At 60.6% G+C, this 17893-nt stretch carries 14 protein-coding genes; 4 read left to right on the top strand and 10 right to left on the bottom strand.

The genetic code is table 11. From position 1 onward, the window contains the following. Window positions 1-79 precede the first annotated feature (79 nt). The 3 genes from codB to OP494_RS13485 form a co-directional block, all read right to left on the bottom strand. Window positions 80-1336 (bottom strand): cytosine permease, encoded by a 1257-nt coding sequence (gene codB / locus OP494_RS13495; protein ID WP_280541469.1) that lies wholly within the window; start codon window positions 1334-1336, stop codon window positions 80-82. A gap of 349 nt (window positions 1337-1685) precedes the next feature. Beyond that, window positions 1686-3725 carry a CocE/NonD family hydrolase gene (locus OP494_RS13490; protein WP_280541468.1) on the bottom strand — a complete coding sequence of 680 codons (2040 nt, stop codon included), beginning with the start codon at window positions 3723-3725 and terminating at the stop codon, window positions 1686-1688. Window positions 3726-3797: 72 nt separating this feature from the next. Next, window positions 3798-4694, bottom strand: coding sequence for a glycine betaine ABC transporter substrate-binding protein (locus OP494_RS13485; protein ID WP_280541466.1), 897 nt, complete (start codon window positions 4692-4694; stop codon window positions 3798-3800). Window positions 4695-4982: 288 nt separating this feature from the next. Between OP494_RS13485 and OP494_RS13480 the strand changes: the two genes are divergently transcribed. The 3 genes from OP494_RS13480 to OP494_RS13470 all read left to right on the top strand — a co-directional run bounded on the left by OP494_RS13480 (window position 4983) and on the right by OP494_RS13470 (window position 7911). Then, a complete protein-coding gene (locus OP494_RS13480) occupies window positions 4983-6158 on the top strand; it encodes an amidohydrolase (protein ID WP_280541465.1) in 1176 nt (391 codons plus the stop codon). Between the two features lie 69 nt (window positions 6159-6227). After that, complete coding sequence (locus tag OP494_RS13475; protein ID WP_280541463.1) at window positions 6228-6455, top strand: hypothetical protein; 228 nt, start codon at window positions 6228-6230, stop codon at window positions 6453-6455. Next, entirely contained in the window at window positions 6448-7911 is a 1464-nt protein-coding gene (locus OP494_RS13470) for a sodium:solute symporter family protein (RefSeq protein ID WP_280541462.1), read from the top strand. The genes OP494_RS13475 and OP494_RS13470 overlap by 8 nt, the downstream gene beginning before the upstream one ends. A 12-nt stretch (window positions 7912-7923) precedes the next feature. Here the strand turns inward: OP494_RS13470 and OP494_RS13465 are convergent, their stop codons facing one another. From OP494_RS13465 to leuS, 6 genes are all read right to left on the bottom strand, one after another. Continuing rightward, window positions 7924-8805, bottom strand: coding sequence for a GTP-binding protein (locus tag OP494_RS13465; RefSeq protein ID WP_280541461.1), 882 nt, complete (start codon window positions 8803-8805; stop codon window positions 7924-7926). 170 nt (window positions 8806-8975) lie between these two features. After that, window positions 8976-10529 carry an amidohydrolase gene (locus tag OP494_RS13460; RefSeq protein WP_280541460.1) on the bottom strand — a complete coding sequence of 518 codons (1554 nt, stop codon included), beginning with the start codon at window positions 10527-10529 and terminating at the stop codon, window positions 8976-8978. A 316-nt stretch (window positions 10530-10845) separates the two neighbouring features. Beyond that, window positions 10846-11313, bottom strand: a complete 468-nt coding sequence (locus OP494_RS13455) for a DUF488 family protein (RefSeq protein WP_280541459.1) — start codon at window positions 11311-11313, stop codon at window positions 10846-10848. A gap of 60 nt (window positions 11314-11373) precedes the next feature. Beyond that, window positions 11374-12432, bottom strand: coding sequence for a DNA polymerase III subunit delta (gene holA, locus OP494_RS13450; RefSeq protein ID WP_280541458.1), 1059 nt, complete (start codon window positions 12430-12432; stop codon window positions 11374-11376). Further along, complete coding sequence (gene lptE, locus OP494_RS13445) at window positions 12429-12923, bottom strand: LPS assembly lipoprotein LptE (RefSeq protein WP_280541456.1); 495 nt, start codon at window positions 12921-12923, stop codon at window positions 12429-12431. The genes holA and lptE overlap by 4 nt, the downstream gene beginning before the upstream one ends. Window positions 12924-12979: 56 nt before the next feature. Beyond that, window positions 12980-15550, bottom strand: a complete 2571-nt coding sequence (leuS, locus tag OP494_RS13440) for a leucine--tRNA ligase (protein WP_280541455.1) — start codon at window positions 15548-15550, stop codon at window positions 12980-12982. Between the two features lie 179 nt (window positions 15551-15729). On the opposite strand from leuS, the gene OP494_RS13435 reads away from it, so the two are divergent. Next, window positions 15730-16254: a hypothetical protein gene (locus OP494_RS13435; RefSeq protein ID WP_280541453.1), complete on the top strand. Its 525-nt coding sequence runs from the start codon at window positions 15730-15732 to the stop codon at window positions 16252-16254. A gap of 114 nt (window positions 16255-16368) precedes the next feature. Here OP494_RS13435 and OP494_RS13430 read toward each other — a convergent pair whose 3' ends face one another. Beyond that, the gene (locus OP494_RS13430) at window positions 16369-17730 is read right to left on the bottom strand and encodes an MFS transporter (RefSeq protein ID WP_280541452.1); all 1362 of its coding nucleotides are present in this window, start codon (window positions 17728-17730) and stop codon (window positions 16369-16371) included. Window positions 17731-17893 lie beyond the last annotated feature (163 nt).

Below are 17893 nucleotides of genomic sequence, written 5' to 3'. Positions count from 1 at the left end.
GTCCGCAGCTAGGCGGACCGTTGCTCTTGGCCACGTCGACCTTGATCAGCGCCGCTCTTCGGCGCAGGTTATCGCCATATCAGTCTTCGGCCGGGTCCAGCGCTGGGCTGGCGAGCGGCAGCTTCAGCAGGATGGCGTAGCACAGGGCCGCGGCGATGACGCCCACCAGCGGCGGGAGTACCGGGGAGAAGTAAGCCATCCCGGAGGCGATCGCATAGGAAGCCAGGCCGATCCAGTTGAAGGCCGGCAGGCTGACGTCGGCCAGCGCCGGATACCGGCCCTTATGGTTGAGCCAGAAGTCCGCCATGATCACGCCGCCGATCGGTGGGATGAAGGTACCGAGCAGCACCAGGAACGGAATCAGCAGGTTGTACATGCCGCCCACGGCCAGCACGGTACCGATGGCAGCGCCGGCCACGGTGACCACCTTGCGCTTGTCGGTGCGCAGCAGGTTGCAGCCGGCGACGGCGAAGTTGTAGATGGTGTTGTCCTGGGTGGTCCAGATGTTGAGGAATAGCATCAGTACGGCAAGCACCACGAAGCCCTGAGCCAGCATCACATCGACGATATCCGCCTGCTGGTAGATCATCGCCCCCAGTGCGCCAGTCAGTACCATCAGGCCGTTGCCGACGAAGAAGGCGGCCAGCGTCGCGATCACTGCGATCTTCGGCGTGCGGGCGAAACGGCTCCAGTTGGTGGCTTGGGTGCCGCCACTGATGAAGGTGCCGATGACCACGGTGATGGCCGCGGCAAGGCTCATGCTCTCGGAAGGCGTCTGCCCCGCAAGGCCGGAAAGCCCACCCACGTCCACCATGCCGGTGTAAAGGCTGATCAGAATAAACAGCATCATCGCCGGCACGGCAAAGCGGGAAAGCAGATCCAGTCCGCGAAAGCCGATCATTGCGGTGACGCAAAAGGCAAGGCCGAACAGCACCATCAGCGGAGTCTCGAGCGACGCCGACAGGCCGGTGGTCTTTACCAGCACCACGGCGATGGTGGCGGTCCCCCAGGCGTACCAGCCGATCTGGGTGAAGCCGAGCACGAAGTCAGACAGCTTGCTGCCCATCTCGCCAAAGCAGAAACGTCCCATCAGCACGGAGTTGAGGCCGCTTTTACAAGCAATATAAGCCAGGGCCGCTGCATAGGCGCCCAGCAGCAGGTTACCGATAAGAATCACCCCCAACAGCTCACCGAACGGGAATGCGATGCCGAGTGATCCGCCCGCCCACATGGTGGCGGTAAAAAAGGTAAAACCGAGCAGTACAACCGAGGTTGAGAGTAGCCCTTTACGTTCATTATTGGGCACTTCGCTCAATGGGTAGTCTGAGTTTTCCATCGTATGCTCCGCGGAGAGTCCGCATGAATAGCTGGAGGTAGTCTTGCTACACCCTGCATGAAGCAAAAGACGTTCCACTATTGGGTAGTGATGGCAATCACTGTGCGAGGTTGTCGATTTCCGCTTTTCGGTGAGTCAATCAGTCGTGCAATGTGCACAATCAACTCCGCAACGCGGGGCCTTGGCTATCGTAGAGCGTAGTCCTTGCACCGCTATGGTTCATTGGAGGTGTCATTGTGGGGCTGACGCATGTCACAAAAATGCCCGAGGCGCTGCCTCGGGCATTCTGAAGCCAATAGGTGTCATCCTATTTCAGAGACTGGAACTCTCCTTAGTATTCCCCACGGTATTACACCCAGCGTCGGCGGCGTCGCGTTTTCCAGCGCCGGTCGATGAAGCGCTCGTCGCCCTCGAAGGCTTGCAGGCGCGCTTCCAGGTAGAACCACTCGGCGTCGCAGCTCAACTCCGCCCAGGTCTCGGTGTGTACCTGCCAGTCGTCGCGCTGAAAGGCCTGGCGCCAGCTCTTGCTCATGGTCGCGGTGGCCGGGTCCGCAGGGTGGATGGCGTAGCGCTCGTCCGCCGAGGCGATGTTGGTCAGGCCGTGGTCGTAGGCGATCTCGCCGAAGTCGTCGATGATGGCATGCCGGGTCCAGCCGTCGGTCAGCGAGTGGGTGACGTCCCGGGACTGTTCGCCCGCGCGTACGATCCGATGTTGCATGGGCCCTGAAAACACCGCCGGTTCGAACTGCACGGGCGGTGTATCGTGCGGGGCTCGCTGGGGCAGTGTGAGCCGTGAGTCGGCCTCATGCAGGGTCAGCGTCACCGGATAAGGGCTCGGCCAGACCAGCGGCCAGTAGGCGGTGGTCACCGAGACGCGCAGCCGATGCCCGGCAGTGAAGCGATAGCAGGTCTGGTTCAGTGACACGGTCACGTCGAGCGGCGTATCGCACGGCACCTCGGAGGGTGTGACGTGACTGTCACGGTGGCAGAGATTGAGTACGCCGTAGGAGACGCGTTGCGACACGCCTTCGGGCGAGACGTCGCAAACGCGCACGATCAGGTTGGCGCGCGGCTGGTCGACGCTGACCCGCAGGGATAGCGTGGGACGCCCGAGAATCACCGTGTCGGCATCCAGTGGGTCGGTGTCGTAGGTCAGCGAGTGGGCGTCGTCGCCGCGTTGATCACCAGCGATCTCGGGGCCGCTGCTGTGGGGGATGTACTCGCCGCATTGCAGGCCGTTGTCGGCGGGCGCGCGCAGTTTGGCCACGCCGGGGCGGGCGGCGCCATCGTTCGGGGCATGCAGCTCGCCGTTGCCTAGCGCCAGGTCGCGGGCAGCGATGTATGGGTTCGGCCACTGTGTCTCGGCGAGCCATTCGCCGGGCACGTCGAGGCGTTGTGGATCGGCCTCGGAAAAGGACGGACAGAATACGCGGTACAGCGGTTCCTCCATGATGCCGGTGTCGCGATCCTTCAGCCAGTGATCCCACCAGCGCAGCGCTTCCTGGAGGAAGCCGATGGTCGGTCCCGGCATCGCCAGGTGCGGGTAGGCGTGCGGCCAGGGGCCGACGATACCGCGCCGGGGGCAGGGCGCATGCTCGAGAATCTCGGCGACGAAGTTGACGTAGGCATCGGCCCAGCCGGTGACGGCCAGGGTCGGCGTCGTCAGGCGCGAATAATCCTCGCATACCGAGCCGTGGCGCCAGTAGGCATCGCGCGTCGGGTGATCGAACCAGTTCTCGGCGACGAAGGGTTGATGGGCGAGCCGGTGCTGCCAGAGTTCGCGCCAGTCGTCGCGCAAGGCGGGGTCCGGCGGCCGCGACATGAAAGCAAGCGATGAGGCTGCCCAGCCGAAGTTCTCGTTGAGCACGCAGCCGCCCTTGTAGTGGACGTCGTCGTGATAGCGGTCGACGGTGGCACCAACGGCGATGATCGCGCCGAGCGCCGGCGGTTGGCGCGAGGCTACCTGCAGAGAATTGAACCCGCCCCAGGAAATGCCCATCATGCCGACGCGGCCACTGCACCATGGCTGTTCGGCTATCCAGGCGATCGCGGCGACGATATCGTCCTGCTCGCTCGCCAGGTATTCGTCCTCGAGCACGCCGTCCGAGTCGCCGCTGCCGCGCAGGTCGATACGCAGCGCGGCGTAGCCGTGGCCGGCGAAGTAGGGGTGCATGCGTTCGTCGTCGGCACTGGTGGCATCCCGCTTGCGGTAGGGAATGCACTCGATGATCGCGGGCACGGGATGGGTCTCGGCATCAGCCGGCCGCCACATTCGTGCCGCGAGTAGGCTGCCGTCGGGCAGCGGAATGAACAGTGCCGGTTCCTCGACGATCGGGTGCGGGAAGTCGCGTACTTCCCGGGCATCGGGTTGGCTTCCACTCGGAAACATGGAGGGTCCTGTCGTCAGCAGGGGGCGATGCTCGCATCGCCCCCAGTAAGGAAGATGGGATCGATGCGGGAGTTAAAGCAGGTCGTTTTCGGTCAGGAAGTCCTTGGCGACTCTTTCGATGTTCTGGTCGTCGACATCCACGCGGCGGTTGAGATCGATCAGCGTCGCGTCGTTCAACGCGGCAGACATGTCGTTGAGCAGGGGCTCGAGGTCGGGATGCGCGTCGAGCGTTTCCTCGCGTATCACCGGCGCCAACTGGTAGACCGGGAAGAACTGCTGGTCGTCGTCGAGCACCTCGAAGTCGAAGGCGCCGTTGCGGCCATCGGTGGCGAACACCAGCGCTACGTCGACCTCGCCTTCGCGCAGCGCATTGTAGGTCAGCCCTGAATCCATGCGCTTGACGCGCGAGCGCGGGAACTCGAATCCGTAGGCTTCCTGCAGCGGCCTTAGACCGTCGTCGCGGGCATAGAATTCGGCATTGGAGGCGAGCGTCAGGTCGGCGCCGTCGTTCATCGCCGTAGCCAGATCCGAGAGGGTGTGGATGTCACGCTTCTCGGCGTCAGCCTCGCGCATGGCGAGTGCGTAGGTGTTGTTGGTGTCCGAAGGATCCAGCCAGATCAGGCCTTTCTCGGCATCCAGGCGCTTGGCGGTGGCATAGGTCTCGGCCGCGTTGTCCGGCTGCGGCTGATCATTGAACAGAATCACCGAGTTGCCGGTGTATTCCCAGTAGAGATCGACCTGGCCGTTCTCCTGCGCCTGGCGCAGCACCGAGGTGCCCAGCCCGTCGCGCTTGTCGACGTTGTAGCCGTTGGCCTTTAGCAACTGGTAGGTGGCCGAAGTGAGGATCAGGTGCTCGGTGTAGTTGAGCCCGCCGACCACGATGGGGTCGTCTTGCGCGTGCGCCGTCGTGGCGACGGTGGAAAGGCTCAGGCCCAGGGTGGCTAGTAGTGTCGTGATGGGGTGTTTCATGGCAGCGACATACCTCTGTTGTTATAGAGTGTTATCGAGTTGCGACTTTGGTCGTTACCCAGAGTAACGCACCCCGCTGCCGTGATTGATGAGAATCCATGATGCCTGCGATTTCGAACGCCAACAGATGATAAGGCAAGCGCCATGGCGGGGTAATAGTCATTGGTGGGGAGTAGGGGGCTTGGTTGAAGACTTGACATTAAAAGTTCTGCAATACACTTTAAAATAATCGAAAAAGATGCAATTCCTCGCCCAACTAAGTATGGGTGTAGCGCGAACGGGATGCTTATGAAGACCGAGACTATGAACGAGCTGGTCCAATTCCGACACAATCTGCACCAGGAGCCTGAGTTGGGCTTCGAGGAACATGATACGTCTCGCAAGGTGAAAGCCTATCTTGAGTCGCTAGGCGTCGAGTACGTCAGTGGTATCGGTCAGACTGGCATCGTGGCCTGGATCGTGGGCGCGGCTGGCGATAGCGATGCCAGTGTCGGGCTTCGGGCCGATATGGACGCGTTGCCCATCGAGGAAAAAAGCGGCGTCGAGCATGCCTCGGCGCGTGCCGGGCGGATGCATGCCTGCGGCCACGACGGCCATACCAGCATGCTGCTGGGGGCGGTCGAATACTTGAAGGAAAACGACGATTTTGCAGGTACGGTCTATTTCGTGTTCCAGCCAGCAGAAGAAGGAGTCGGCGGCGCCAAGGCGATGATTGCGGACGGTATCTTCGAGCGTTTCGATATGCGTGAAATCTACGCGCTACACAACTGGCCGTCGCTGCCGATCGGCGAGTACGGCCTTATCCCGGGGCCGATCATGGCCGGTGGTGACAGAATCGATATCACCATTCACGGCCGCGGTGGGCACGGTGGACTTAACCCACATGGTTGTATTGATCCTGTTCGCATCGCCGCCGAACTCGTGCATAAGGCCCACACCATCATTGCCAGGGAGGTCGATCCGCTGAGTCCGGCGGTGTTGAGCATATGTGCTCTGCAAAGCGGTGACCTGGCTGGTTTTGCCGTTATCCCCGATACCGCAAAGTTATCCGGCACCATTCGCGCTCTCGACGAAGCAACCCGCGAGATCGTGCAGTCGAGCCTGCGCCGACTCTGCCAGAGTCTGGAACAGTACTATGGCGCGGAGATCGAGTTAGTCATTGAGGATAAGTTCGGGGTCACCTACAACGATGCGGGCGCAACCGAATCGGCTCGGCATGTCATAGCCACCTGCTTCGGGGAGGAAGCGCTGGCGGTGAACCATAAGCCCTGCATGGGCGGGGAGGATTTCTCTTATATGCTGGCCGAGCGTCCCGGTGCCTATATCCATGTCGGGTCCGGCGACGCCGAGCATAGCCGCGGTCTTCACCACCCTGAGTACGATTTCAATGATCGGATCATGCCGGATGGCATCCGGCTGCTCACCGGACTGGCTCGCAAATCGCTTGAAAAACAACTTCAATGATGTGAGTCCATTAATAGCGTGAGCTGTCACGCCAAAGAACACCCTAAAACAATAGAAAGGAGGGCACTTATGGCCACCAGCCGCCAAAGGAAAGTTACCCGACCGTACATCATTTTCGTGGTGGTGATGTTCCTGCTAATGATATTTCCACTGTACGGGCTCGCCAACCACGTGTTCCCGCTCGTACTGGGGCTGCCTTTCGGTCTGTTCTGGGTCATTCTTTTAGAGCTGATCGCCTTCTGCGTGTTGTGCTTTTTCTACCGCTATGAGTATGGCAACGGAGGCAAGCATGAATAATTGGGTATTCGCGCTGGGCTCAATGCTAGTGTATCTGGTACTTGCCTTCGTGATTGGGCTCATGGCTGGACGCAAACGCTCTTTCTGGTCGGTTTCCGAATATGCGGTTGCGGACCGCGGTCTTGGCCTAATCGTGATCTGGTTCATGATGGGAGGGACGGTTTTCAGTGCGTTTTCCTTCCTCGGTGGCCCCGGCATGGCCTTTTCCCAAGGGGCAGCCTCGTATTTCGTGCCGGCCTATATAGCGCTAGGGATCCTTCCATGGTACTTGCTGGGGCCGAAGGTAGGCCGTATTGGCGCTCGCAAGAATTTCTTCACCATGGGGGATTTTTTGGGTGATCGATATCAGTCCAAAGCGTTGACCGTGATCGTAGGGGTGATTTCGGTACTGGCATTCATCCAGTATCTGACCCTCCAGATCAAAGGGATGGCCTTCATTTTCAATATTCTCACCGACGGAGTGATCCCCTACTGGTTCGGCGCATTGCTGGCCTACGGCATCGTGGTCGCCTATGTGGCAACCTCGGGGGTGCGCGGGGCAGCGTGGAGCGATGTGCTGCAGGGCGCGCTAATGCTTATCGTGGCTTGGACAGTGGGCTATTACCTAGTCTATACGCTGCAGGGCAGTCCGACGGAGATGTTCACTGCAATTGAACAGGCAAAGCCAGGATTTTTGACCATCGGTCAAGACGGCTCCCCGATGTCGGCCATGGCGTATTCGACCGTCATATTGGTATCGGCCCTTGGCTTCCTGATGTGGCCGCATCTATTCACCAAGTCCTATACAACCACCGAAAAGCGCATCAAGATCACGACAATGGCGTTCCCCTTGTTTGGTATCTTTTTGGTGCCGGTGCTGTTCGTTGGCTTTGCTGCCATTGGTGTGGTTGCTCCAGACGCGCTGGAAAGTTCGGACGAGATATTGCCGCACCTCGTGACCAACTATCTTGGGGCGAACAGCTGGCTGTACGGCTTGATTGGGGCAGGCGCTCTGGCTGCAGCAATGTCGTCCTCGGATGCGATCACCCATGGCGGCTCGGTCTCGCTGGGCCGCGACGTGATCCTGCCTTTCAAGCCGGACATGGATGAACGCACACAGGTCTGGATCATGCGTGTCGGTGTGGTTGCGATTGGCGCAGCGGCTTATTGGCTATCGATTTTCGGGGCGGCTGGCATCATCGCGCTGCTGGTTGGCGCCTATGGGTCGATCGCGCAGTTCGTACCGGCGGTGTATGGCGCCCTGATATGGCGGCGTGGCACCAAGCAGGGGGCCATCGCGGGGATGGTTGTCGGCATAGGCGTCAACTACTACTTCCAGATCGTGGCGGAATCGACGCCGCTGGACATCAATGCCGGCATCGTCGGCCTGCTGTGCAATATCGCGGTGTTCGTCGCGGTCAGTCTGATGACCCGGCCCGTACCCGCTACACTCGCAAACGAGTATGCAGAGGCTTGAATCCAGCTATCGTTACAGCGCACGCAACGAGGCGATCAAGCGGTCCATGTCCTTGCCCGGGTAGCCGATGACCACCAGCGCCCGCGATTGATGGGCGCGGGTCGCGGTCCGGGTCAGCCGGCCACCTGCAAGCTGGATAACATGGTAGCTGCCGGCATGGTCGTTCGCCTGCACCAATCCCTTGGCGCGAACCAGCGTGGTTGTCGCCTCGCTCAGTAGAGCCTCAAGAGTGGCGAGGTCGATGACGTTGGCGAACTCTACGCTCTCGGTGACCAGCGGCCCGCTGCCTCGCGCCTTGCTAGAGGCTTGGGATGTTGCTGCCGGCTTCTCTGCCTTTTCGAGCGTTCTGCCCGCCGTCGGATTGAGTGCGGCGATTGATTGCAATACCTGCTCGCGCTGCGCCTCTGTCAGCCAGTTGATGCGGTTGATGCGTAGCTGAGCCACCTCTCGGATCTGGTCAACGACGATATCTTTGACTGCCGCGTCGGTGTAGTGGCGCGTAAAGGCACTGGCGTCTATTAGTGTCTCGGCGTGTTCGAGCCGGAAGCCGTGTGCTGCATCGAGCAACTGCATGAGCGGGCGTGGCCGGGCGATGCCGCTGGCCTCGAAGACCAAATGCGATGGCGGCGTCGGCCATCGCCGGATGTCGCGAAGCTGTGCGGAAAGATTGCCGGCGATCCCGCAACAGGCGCAGCCGTTGGTCAGCCGCAAGATGTGGTCTTCCTGCGATTCGATCAGCTCGGCATCGATGTTGATACGCCCGAAGTCGTTGACTAGAAACAGCGCGTTCGTGAGTTCACCGCTGGCAATGAGCGTGTTGATGCGAGTGGTCTTGCCACTGCCGAGGAATCCACAGAGCAGCGTGGCGGGAATGGGCAATATCGATGTACTCATCGTTTCTGACTCCATCCACAAGCACGCTGATCACGGGAAGGGCTGGGCACTCTGCCCAACCCCAGGGGAGCCGTCCTTGGGTATTGATCAACGGGGCGCTTTGCCCCGGTATTGAGTGCCTTGCCTGGCGTAATCCGAGTAGCGTTTTGCCTGCCGGTATCTATTCACACCTAGCCACCGCCCGTCGACCGACCGGAAAGCAGCGTGTCGAACACACCGATGTCCTTGAGTGACGTGGTGCTGTCGAGCGGGTCCTCGTCGAGTACTGTGATATCGGCAAGCTTGCCTGGCTCAAGGCTGCCGATGCGATCGTCCATGCGCAGCGTGTAGGCCGCGCCTAGCGTGATCGCCTCCAGTGCGCGGGCACGACTAATCTTCTCTGCTTCGCCCAAGGTGACCCCGCTGGCGGTCTCGCGCGTGGTAGCACACCAGGCGGTAAACAGCGGCGAGATCGGCGTAACCGGCGCATCGCAGTGAATGCCGAAGACGATACCCATGCGGTCGGCACTCGCCGTCGGCTCGAGTCGCTGGCAGCGATCGAAACCGAGTGTTTTGGACAGGTGTACATCGCCCCAGTAGTAGATATGGTTGGCGAAGATGTTCAGGCAGGCTCCAAGACGTGCAACTCGCTTTAGCTGATCTTGGCGGATCAGTTGCACATGCTGCAGTGTGTGCCGATGGTCTGGCCGTGGCCACATCGTTAACGCCTCGTCCAAGGCATCAAGGATTATGCTGACCGCTTCATCACCGTTGGTATGCACATGGAGGTGCAGCCCGGTCTGGTGGTAGTGCTGAACCATGTCGTGAAACGTTTGTGGCGGTGCGTTCCAGACGCCGTTCTCCTGCCCGGTAAGATAGCCAGGCCACTGCAGGCGGGCGGTGAAGTTCTGTATCGCGCCGTCGGTGACTAATTTGACGAGCCCAAACTGCAGTCGCTCGTGGTTGTAGTCGATGGCCTGCTGCACTCGCTCGCTACCCATTTGCGGGTCCCAGGCCAGAGCGTTGAGCGCGGGCACCAGGCGGACCGGGAAGTCCTTGGCCGCAGTGGCCTCGCGAAGTGCCGCAATCGCGGCATCACTCATGGGGTTGAGCAAATCAGTGATTGTGGTCACGCCCTCGCGCCGTGCCGCTTGGGCATATCGATTCAGCGCGCGTGTATCTGAGACGCCCTCGAAGATATCGAAGTCTAGTGCATCGAACACCGGATGCATGGCGGCGAACTCTTCGAGTACGCCACTTGGCTGGCCCTGATCGTCTCGCACGATGCCTTCGAGATCCATATCTACGAGACCCGCCAGAGCAATGGTCGCGCTGTTGACGAACATTACATGCAGGCTGGCATGAATAACGACGATCGGTCGTGTGTCGCTTACCGCATCCAGCAACCACCGGTCGATCGGTGCAGCGTCGAAATAGACTGGATCCAATCCCCAGGCAATGAGCGGGCTGTCTGCAGCCCCCTGGTCAACGTGTGCGGCCAAACGCTGCTGAACCGCCTCGGGTGTCTTGAGTCCTTCCCAAAGCTTGCCTTCCGGGTCCCGCCGGTCGAAGTAGCCTAGATAGAGATGGCTCCAGACTGAGCCTTCCAGCGCATGGCTGTGGCCTTCGACGAAGCCGGGCACCAACACCTTGTCGGCATAGCGGTCGTCGACGACTACCTCGCCGAAACGCCGTATTTCGTCGATTGGTCCGACGCCGAGTATCCGCCCGTCCCGTATTGCCACACATTGTCCGACCGGTTGCGAGGGATTCATTGTATGGATGGCTTTGGCGGTGTAAGCAGTGATTGTCATGGATCTCGGATTTCATGCCTGTGAAGAATCCATCATAGTTAGCCTACCGCCGCCAGGCAAAGCATTGACCACCTGGAGTTTCCCGATTTTTTGGTCTCTTCGGCATAGGTTTCTGGGCGCTCATTGATCTCTTCGGAACCTCGTCATGCCCCCCAGTACCATTCGGACCTTCCCTAGGGAGGCGCCGAGTGTCGTCTGGGCCTCGCTGGGTTGGCAAGTCGCGGTGCGGAGGGCTCTTGGATAGCGATCAGTGGCGGGAGGTCGGTGTCTCAGGCGAGGCGTTGTCGTTGGGGGCGGCCTGATCGGCGTAGCACGGCGATGACGCGGGTGTATGATCGCCCGCCACGCGGTCTTCGTCTTCCAATGCCTTGAGCAGCATGTCGCGTAAATACGGGAGGTGCGAGCGCTGCGGCTCGCGGGAGGCGGTCAGCAAGGTGAGCGTGCCTTCGCGCGCCCAGCGCATGAGGGGCAGCAAGACGTCGGGATCGTCCTCGATCTCCCAGCGGTAACGATGGCTGAACACGGTGTCGTTGAGCTCACCTTGGTGCCAGCCACGACGCAAGGCGTTGGAGGGCGAGGCGTCGCGGTACCAGTCGGTCAGTTGCAGCGACTCACGGCGTTTGCCGCGTGGCCATAGGCGGTCGACGAGAACGCGTGCACCATCGTCCTCCTCGGCGGCCTGATAGATACGTTTGAGTGCGATCGTATACGACATTGCAGCTCTCCTTCGCCAGATACGTGCCCTTCGCTAGATGCAATGTAAGCCTATATCGATCTAGGCGATACGATAGGAATACGCCATTTCGGCCAGGGGGCCGCGTCCGCCGGCCAGGGTGAGCGACAGGTCGTGAAGCCCCTCCCAGACGGGTAACGCCGCGGCGCCCTTGATGGCCAAATCCAAGCGCTGTGCGAACAATAATAGCTTGTGTAGCCGCTTGAGCGGCATCCGTTTCAAGGCCTGCTGGTATAGCGGGCGACGCTTGTCGGGAATCGGCGGGCGCTGTGCCTTGCAGGCGTGATCAAGGCTTTGCCCTTGATCGAGATGCTGTGCCAGCGACAGAAAAATGCGCAGCTCACGCGTCAATGCCCACAACACCACCGGGGCCTCGATGCCTTCGCCGCGCAATCCACTGACGATGCGCGAGACGCGCACGCGGTCGCCGCGCAGGCAGGCGTCGATCAGCGTGAAGACATCGTAGCGTGCGTTGTCCTCCACGCCGCCGGCAATGGCCTTGGTATCGAGCCGGGCGTTGGGCGGGTTGAGCAGCGCCAGCTTCTGCAACTCCTGGTCGGCGGCCAGCAGGTTGCCTTCGGTGCGCTCGCCGAGCAGGCGTGCCGCGTCCATGTCCATCGACAGACCATGACGCGACGCGCGATCCCGCACCCAGAAGTGCAGGCGCTGATGATCCACCGGCCAGACCGGAACGAACACGCCGATCTTGTCCAGCGCCTTGAACCAGGCGCTGGACTGCGCGCGTCGGTCGAGACGCGCGCTGCTGATAAGGAGGATGTCGTCGCTGTCCTTGGCCTGTCGGGCGTAGGCATCGAGTGCCTTGGCGCCTTCTTGCCCTGGCGATTGGCTGCCCAGGCGCAGCTCGATGAGCTTGCTCGAGGCAAACAGTGACATGCTTGCTGCCGACTCCGTGAGCCGCCCCCACTGAAAGCCATTTTCCACGTGGAGCACTTCGCGCTCCTCGACGCCACGCTGACGCGCTACGGCACGGATGGCGTCGCAAGCCTCCATATGGATCAACGGCTCGTCGCCGGCGACGATGTAGACCGGCTGGAGGCGCTTGCCGAGCGCCTCGTCGAGTTTGTCGGGAAAAACCTTCATGGCGTCTCGAGCGCGCGCAGCCGCTCGACGAGTTGACGAGCCGCCTCCCGACGCAACGAGCGAAGTGCTTCGTCGCGCAGTTCGTCCTGCGCCAGCAGGTTGTTGTTGTCGACGTTCAGCGTGGTGCTGGCCTCGAGGGTCTGCTGATCGAGCAGGTAGGCGTTGTCTTCGCTGCGCTGTACCGAGAACGGCACGCTGAGGGTCAGGCGACGTTCCTGATTCCCGCTGACTCCCTGAGTCAGGCGTGTCTCACGGACCTGCTCCTCGCTCAGGTTGACGCGTAGCGGGGCGTCGTCCTCGAGTGTGGTGCCGGTGCCTTTCAGCGCTTGTTCCACGGCGTCTTCGAAGCGTCCGTCGGGGGAGGACAGCGTCAGCGCGGGGATGTCGAGCGCGGCCGCGTCGAGCCCGCGCAGTTGAAAGCCGCACCCGGCGAGCAGTGTCGTCAGGGTCAGCAGGAGCAGAGATCGGATGATGAGCGAACGGCGCTTCACGCAGGCCTCCTTGCGAGCTTGGGCCCGTTCCGTTGGGAACGGGCGTATGGGCCGAGTCAGTTGGCGACGATATTGACCAGCTTGCCGGGCACGACGATGACTTTGCGCACGGTCTTGCCCTCGGTATGGCGACGTACGTTCTCCGCCTCCAGCGCCAGGGCCTCGACAGCGGCTTTGTCGGCCGCCGCCGGGACGTCGAGGCGGGCTCGCAACTTGCCGTTGACCTGCACGGCGAGTTCGACGCTGTCCTTGACCATGGCCGCTTCGTCGGCGACTGGCCAGTCGGCGTCGATGACCGGCGTCTCATGCCCCAGGGCTTCCCATAGCGCATGGCAGGCGTGCGGCACGATAGGCGCCAGGATCAGCACGCAGGCTTCCAGCGCTTCGCGCGTGACCGCCAGGCCTTGTGGCGAGGTATCCTCGAATCGGCCGATGGCGTTGACCAGTTCCATGACCGCGGCGATGGCGGTGTTGAAGGTGGTCCGGCGGCCGATGTCGTCGCTGGCCTTGGCGATGGTCTCGTGAGTCTTGCGGCGCAACGTCTTGTGTTCGTCGTCGAGCGCGTCGACATCCAGCGTGACGGGCGTGCCGGCGTCGAGGTGATCGGCGACGAGTTTCCAGAGGCGCTTCAGGAAGCGGTGCGCGCCCTCTACGCCGGAGTCCGACCATTCCAGCGACTGCTCCGGCGGCGCGGCGAACATCATGAACAAGCGCACGGTATCGGCGCCGAAACGGTCGATCATCGACTGTGGATCGACGCCGTTGTTCTTGGACTTGGACATCTTTTCGATGCCGCCCATTTCCACCGGCTGGCCATCCTCGCGCAGCACGGCGCTGACGGGGCGGCTCTTGTCGTCGCGTTTGACGTCGACATCGGCAGGATTGAACCAGTCCTTGCTGCCGTCGGCGTTGTGGCGATAGAAGGTCTCGGCGATAACCATGCCCTGGGTGAGCAGGCGCTGGAAGGGCTCGTCACTCTCGACCAGGCCGAAATCGCGCATCAGCTTGTGGAAGAAGCGCGCGTAGAGCAGGTGCAGAATCGCATGCTCGATCCCGCCGATGTAGAGGTCCACCGGCAGCCAGTAGTTGGCGCGCTCGTCGAGCATCGCCTCCATGTTGTCGGCACTAGCGAAGCGCGCGTAGTACCAGGAGGATTCCATGAAGGTGTCGAAGGTGTCGGTCTCGCGCGTCCAGCCCTTGCCGAGGTCATAGAAATCCGGCATCTTCTTGAGCGGTGAGCCGGAGGCGTCGACCTCGACTTCCATCGGCAGGGCGACCGGCAGCTCGTCATCGGTGAGCGGTACGGTCTGGCCTTCGGGCCCGTATTTGACCGGGATCGGTGCGCCCCAATAACGCTGACGTGCCACGCCCCAATCACGCAGACGGAAGTTGGTCTTCCGCGTTCCTTGTCCGTTGGCTTCGAGCTTGGCGGCAATAGAGTCGAAGGCCGCTTCGAAGTCGAGCCCATCGTACTCGCCGGAGTTGATCAGCGGGCCATGCTCGGCATGGGCGCCCCGGGACAAATCCGGCGCGTTACCCTCGGCATCGGCGATCACCGGTTCGATGGCGATGTCGTATTTGGTGGCGAATTCCCAGTCGCGCTGATCATGGGCGGGAACCGCCATGACCGCGCCGGTGCCGTATTCCATGAGTACGAAGTTGGCCACGAAGATCGGCACTTCACGGCCGGTCAGCGGATGGATCGCCTTGTAGCCGGTATCCATGCCTTTCTTTTCCATGGTCGCCAGCTCGGCTTCGGAATTGCCGCCGTGTTGGCACTCCACCAGGAAATCGGCCAAGGCCGGATTGTCGGCGGCCGCCTGCTTGGCCAACGGGTGGCCGGCGGCCAGTGCCATGTAGGTGGCGCCATAAAGCGTATCGGGGCGCGTGGTATACACCACGAGCGGGTCGGCCTGGCCGGCGACATCGAAGGTCAGCTCGACGCCAGTGGACTTGCCGATCCAGTTGCGCTGCATGGTCTTGACCTGTTCGGGCCAGTCGACCTCGTCCAGATCGGCGAGCAGTTCCTCGGCGTAGTCGGTGATCTTGAGGAACCACAGGGGGATTTCCTTGCGCTCGACCGGCGCGCCGCTGCGCCAGCCGCAGCCTTCGATGACCTGCTCGTTGGCGAGTACCGTCTGGTCCACCGGGTCCCAGTTGACGGTCGACATCTTCTTGTACACCAGGCCTTGTTCGACCAGCTTGGTGAAGAACCACTGTTCCCAGCGGTAGTAGTCGACGTCGCAAGTGGCGAATTCACGATTCCAGTCGTAGGCGAAGCCCAACGCCTTGAGCTGACGGCGCATGGCGGCGATGTTGTCGTAGGTCCAGGCACCGGGCGGAACCCGGTTCTTGATCGCGGCGTTTTCAGCGGGCATGCCGAAGGCATCCCAACCCATGGGCTGAAGGACGTTCTTGCCCTGCATGCGTTGAAAACGCGAGACCACATCACCGATGGTGTAGTTGCGCACGTGCCCCATGTGCAGTTTGCCGCTGGGATAGGGGAACATCGACAGGCAGTAGAACTTCTCCCGGGTCGCGTCCTCGACGGCCTTGAAGCACTGGTTGGTTTCCCAGAAGGTCTGGGCGGCGGATTCGGTTGCGTGCGGCGTGTACTGTGCGTCCATCGGTTTGATCTGGCACCTTGCGTTAGGCTTGGCTTGAAGCGGATAACGCCCGGCCTCGCGATGTGGTAGAACGGAGCTGGGCGGGACGTTGTCCGTGTGTTACGACAGGCCGTCAGGATACCCCAGTCATGCGCCTACAGGTAGGGGCATGGCGTCGACGACAGATCAGGAGAAGCGTTATGAGCGAACGTCACGATCAAGAGCATCGCCTGAGCCGCGCCTATGAGCGGGTTCTCGAGCGTCTCGAAAAAGGCGCTGGCGATCTGTCCTGGGAGTCGTTGCAGCGCGAAATGGACGACGCCATCGAGTTCGAGGCGGAGTTCGAGACCTATACCAAGGATGAATTGGCCTTGCTACGCGCCTGGGTCGAACGCGATATGCGTGATTTGCGAGGGTTCCTGGCTCGGGGCGGCGAAGGCATTGCCACCTGGTTGGGTATCGATCTGGGCACCATTTCGCGGCGAATCACCGAGGCGCTTTTCTCCATCGCCGATCGCACCACCGTCGATCAGGCCCGCTTCGAGGACGATCTCGAAGCGGCGCGCGCTGATTATGTCGAAGGCGAGATGGCCGTACCCGGCCGCATGCGCTGCGTGCACTGCGACACGGAAGTCGTGCTCGAGTCGATCACCCGCCTCGAGCCGTGCCATCAGTGCGGGCATCGGTATTTCGCGCGGATCAGTGGGGTGAACCTGGATCAGTAGCGACACAATCAAGGAATAAAAAAGACGCCGTATTGAGAAGGCGTGCTGCATCAGCAAGCCTCAGCAATTACGGCGTCGCTATTGGGTCAATTCAAGTTCATGGGTCGTATTGGGTCAGTTCAGGTTCATGGAAAGTGATGCCGAATGCTCTTCCCGGCCTTCATCTTCGTGCAGGGAGCGCTTGGCCGATTCAGGCAGTTTCAGGCCGCCCCATAACGCTAGAAGTGAGATGATAAGCAGATAAAACGCTGGCGAAAGGGGATTCCCTGTCACATCAATTAGCCAAGTCGCAATGAGTGGTGCTGTACCGCCGAACAGGGTGTACGCCACGTTATAGCACAGGGCGGAAGCCGTGTAGCGTACGCGGGTGGGGAATTGCTCGGATAGCAATACGGCGGTGACCACGTTACAGATGACAGCACCGATGGCCATCATGATGGCACCTAGCATAGCGCTCCACAGTTGTCCGCTTCCAGCCAGCACATAAGCGGGGAATACTGCAATCATCAGGCTCAATCCTGCAGTGAGTATCGTGTTTCGGCGGCCTACCCAGTCTGAATAGCGTCCAATAATGGGGCAGAGGATAGCGGCAAAGATTAAAGCCCCCAGGCTAGCCAATAGGGAAACGGTGCGCGTGGCATCACCTTCCACTTTCATGTAAGTCGTAAAATATGTCGTAAACATATAGAACGATAAGGCTGTAGCCGAAATAAAAGCACCCAAGCATAGTAAAGTGCGACCGTGTTGACGGATAGTTTCCCGCAAGGGGGTATGGTGCGTTACGGGCTGGGACTTCAATATCTGGAATACGGGGGATTCATCTAGTCGTAGGCGCATATACAGACCAATGAGTCCCAATGGTGCGGCCATTAGAAAGGGGAGTCGCCACCCCCAGTTCTGTAATGTCGCCTCTGACATGACGAGATCGATGCAATACGCGAGCCCGGCGGCCGTGGCAAAGGCTACAAACGTTGAGACAGGAACGAAGCTGCCGTAGCGAGCTTTCTTTTCTTGAGGCGCATGCTCCATCACAAAAGCGCAAGCACCTGCATATTCGCCCCCCGCTGAAAATCCCTGTAGGCAACGTGCCAGCGCTAGCAACAACGGCGCTAGTAGCCCGATGCTGGTATATGTTGGTAATACCCCAATCAGTGTCGTGGAGCCAGCCATCATGAGTACTGTTATCGAAAGTACGCGTTTGCGTCCGATCTTATCACCCAGCATGCCGAAGAAGAGGCCTCCTAAAGGCCTGAGTGCGAAAGAAACGGCGAATACTGCGAAGGTTTGTAGTAAGGCAAGGGTAGGATTGCCGGGAGGGAAGAAGTGCTGAGAAATGATGACCGCGAGAAAACCGTATATTGCAAAGTCAAACCACTCGACGAAGTTTCCGATGGCGGAAGCGGCAATGACCTTTCTCAGCGTGGCAATACTGACATCGTCGGTATTTTGCTCTTTTGAAGATGAAGACGTCGGCATGATTTAACTCCATTTAATATGAAAGGCGAGGTTGTTGTTAGCGCCGATGCCTTTGGAGTACGACGAAAGGCATATAACCCCTTCGACGATAGTCCGAGTGTTTGCGTATAAGGGTAATGTAAGCGACTGTTATGTAGCTGGAAGCGACATTTTTGTATTCGCT

The sequence above is a fragment of the Chromohalobacter sp. 11-W genome (genome assembly GCF_029889905.1).
Taxonomy (GTDB): Bacteria; Pseudomonadota; Gammaproteobacteria; order Pseudomonadales; family Halomonadaceae; genus Chromohalobacter.
The sequence above is the reverse complement of the archived record's forward strand: the minus strand, read 5'-3'. Positions and strand labels throughout refer to the sequence as shown.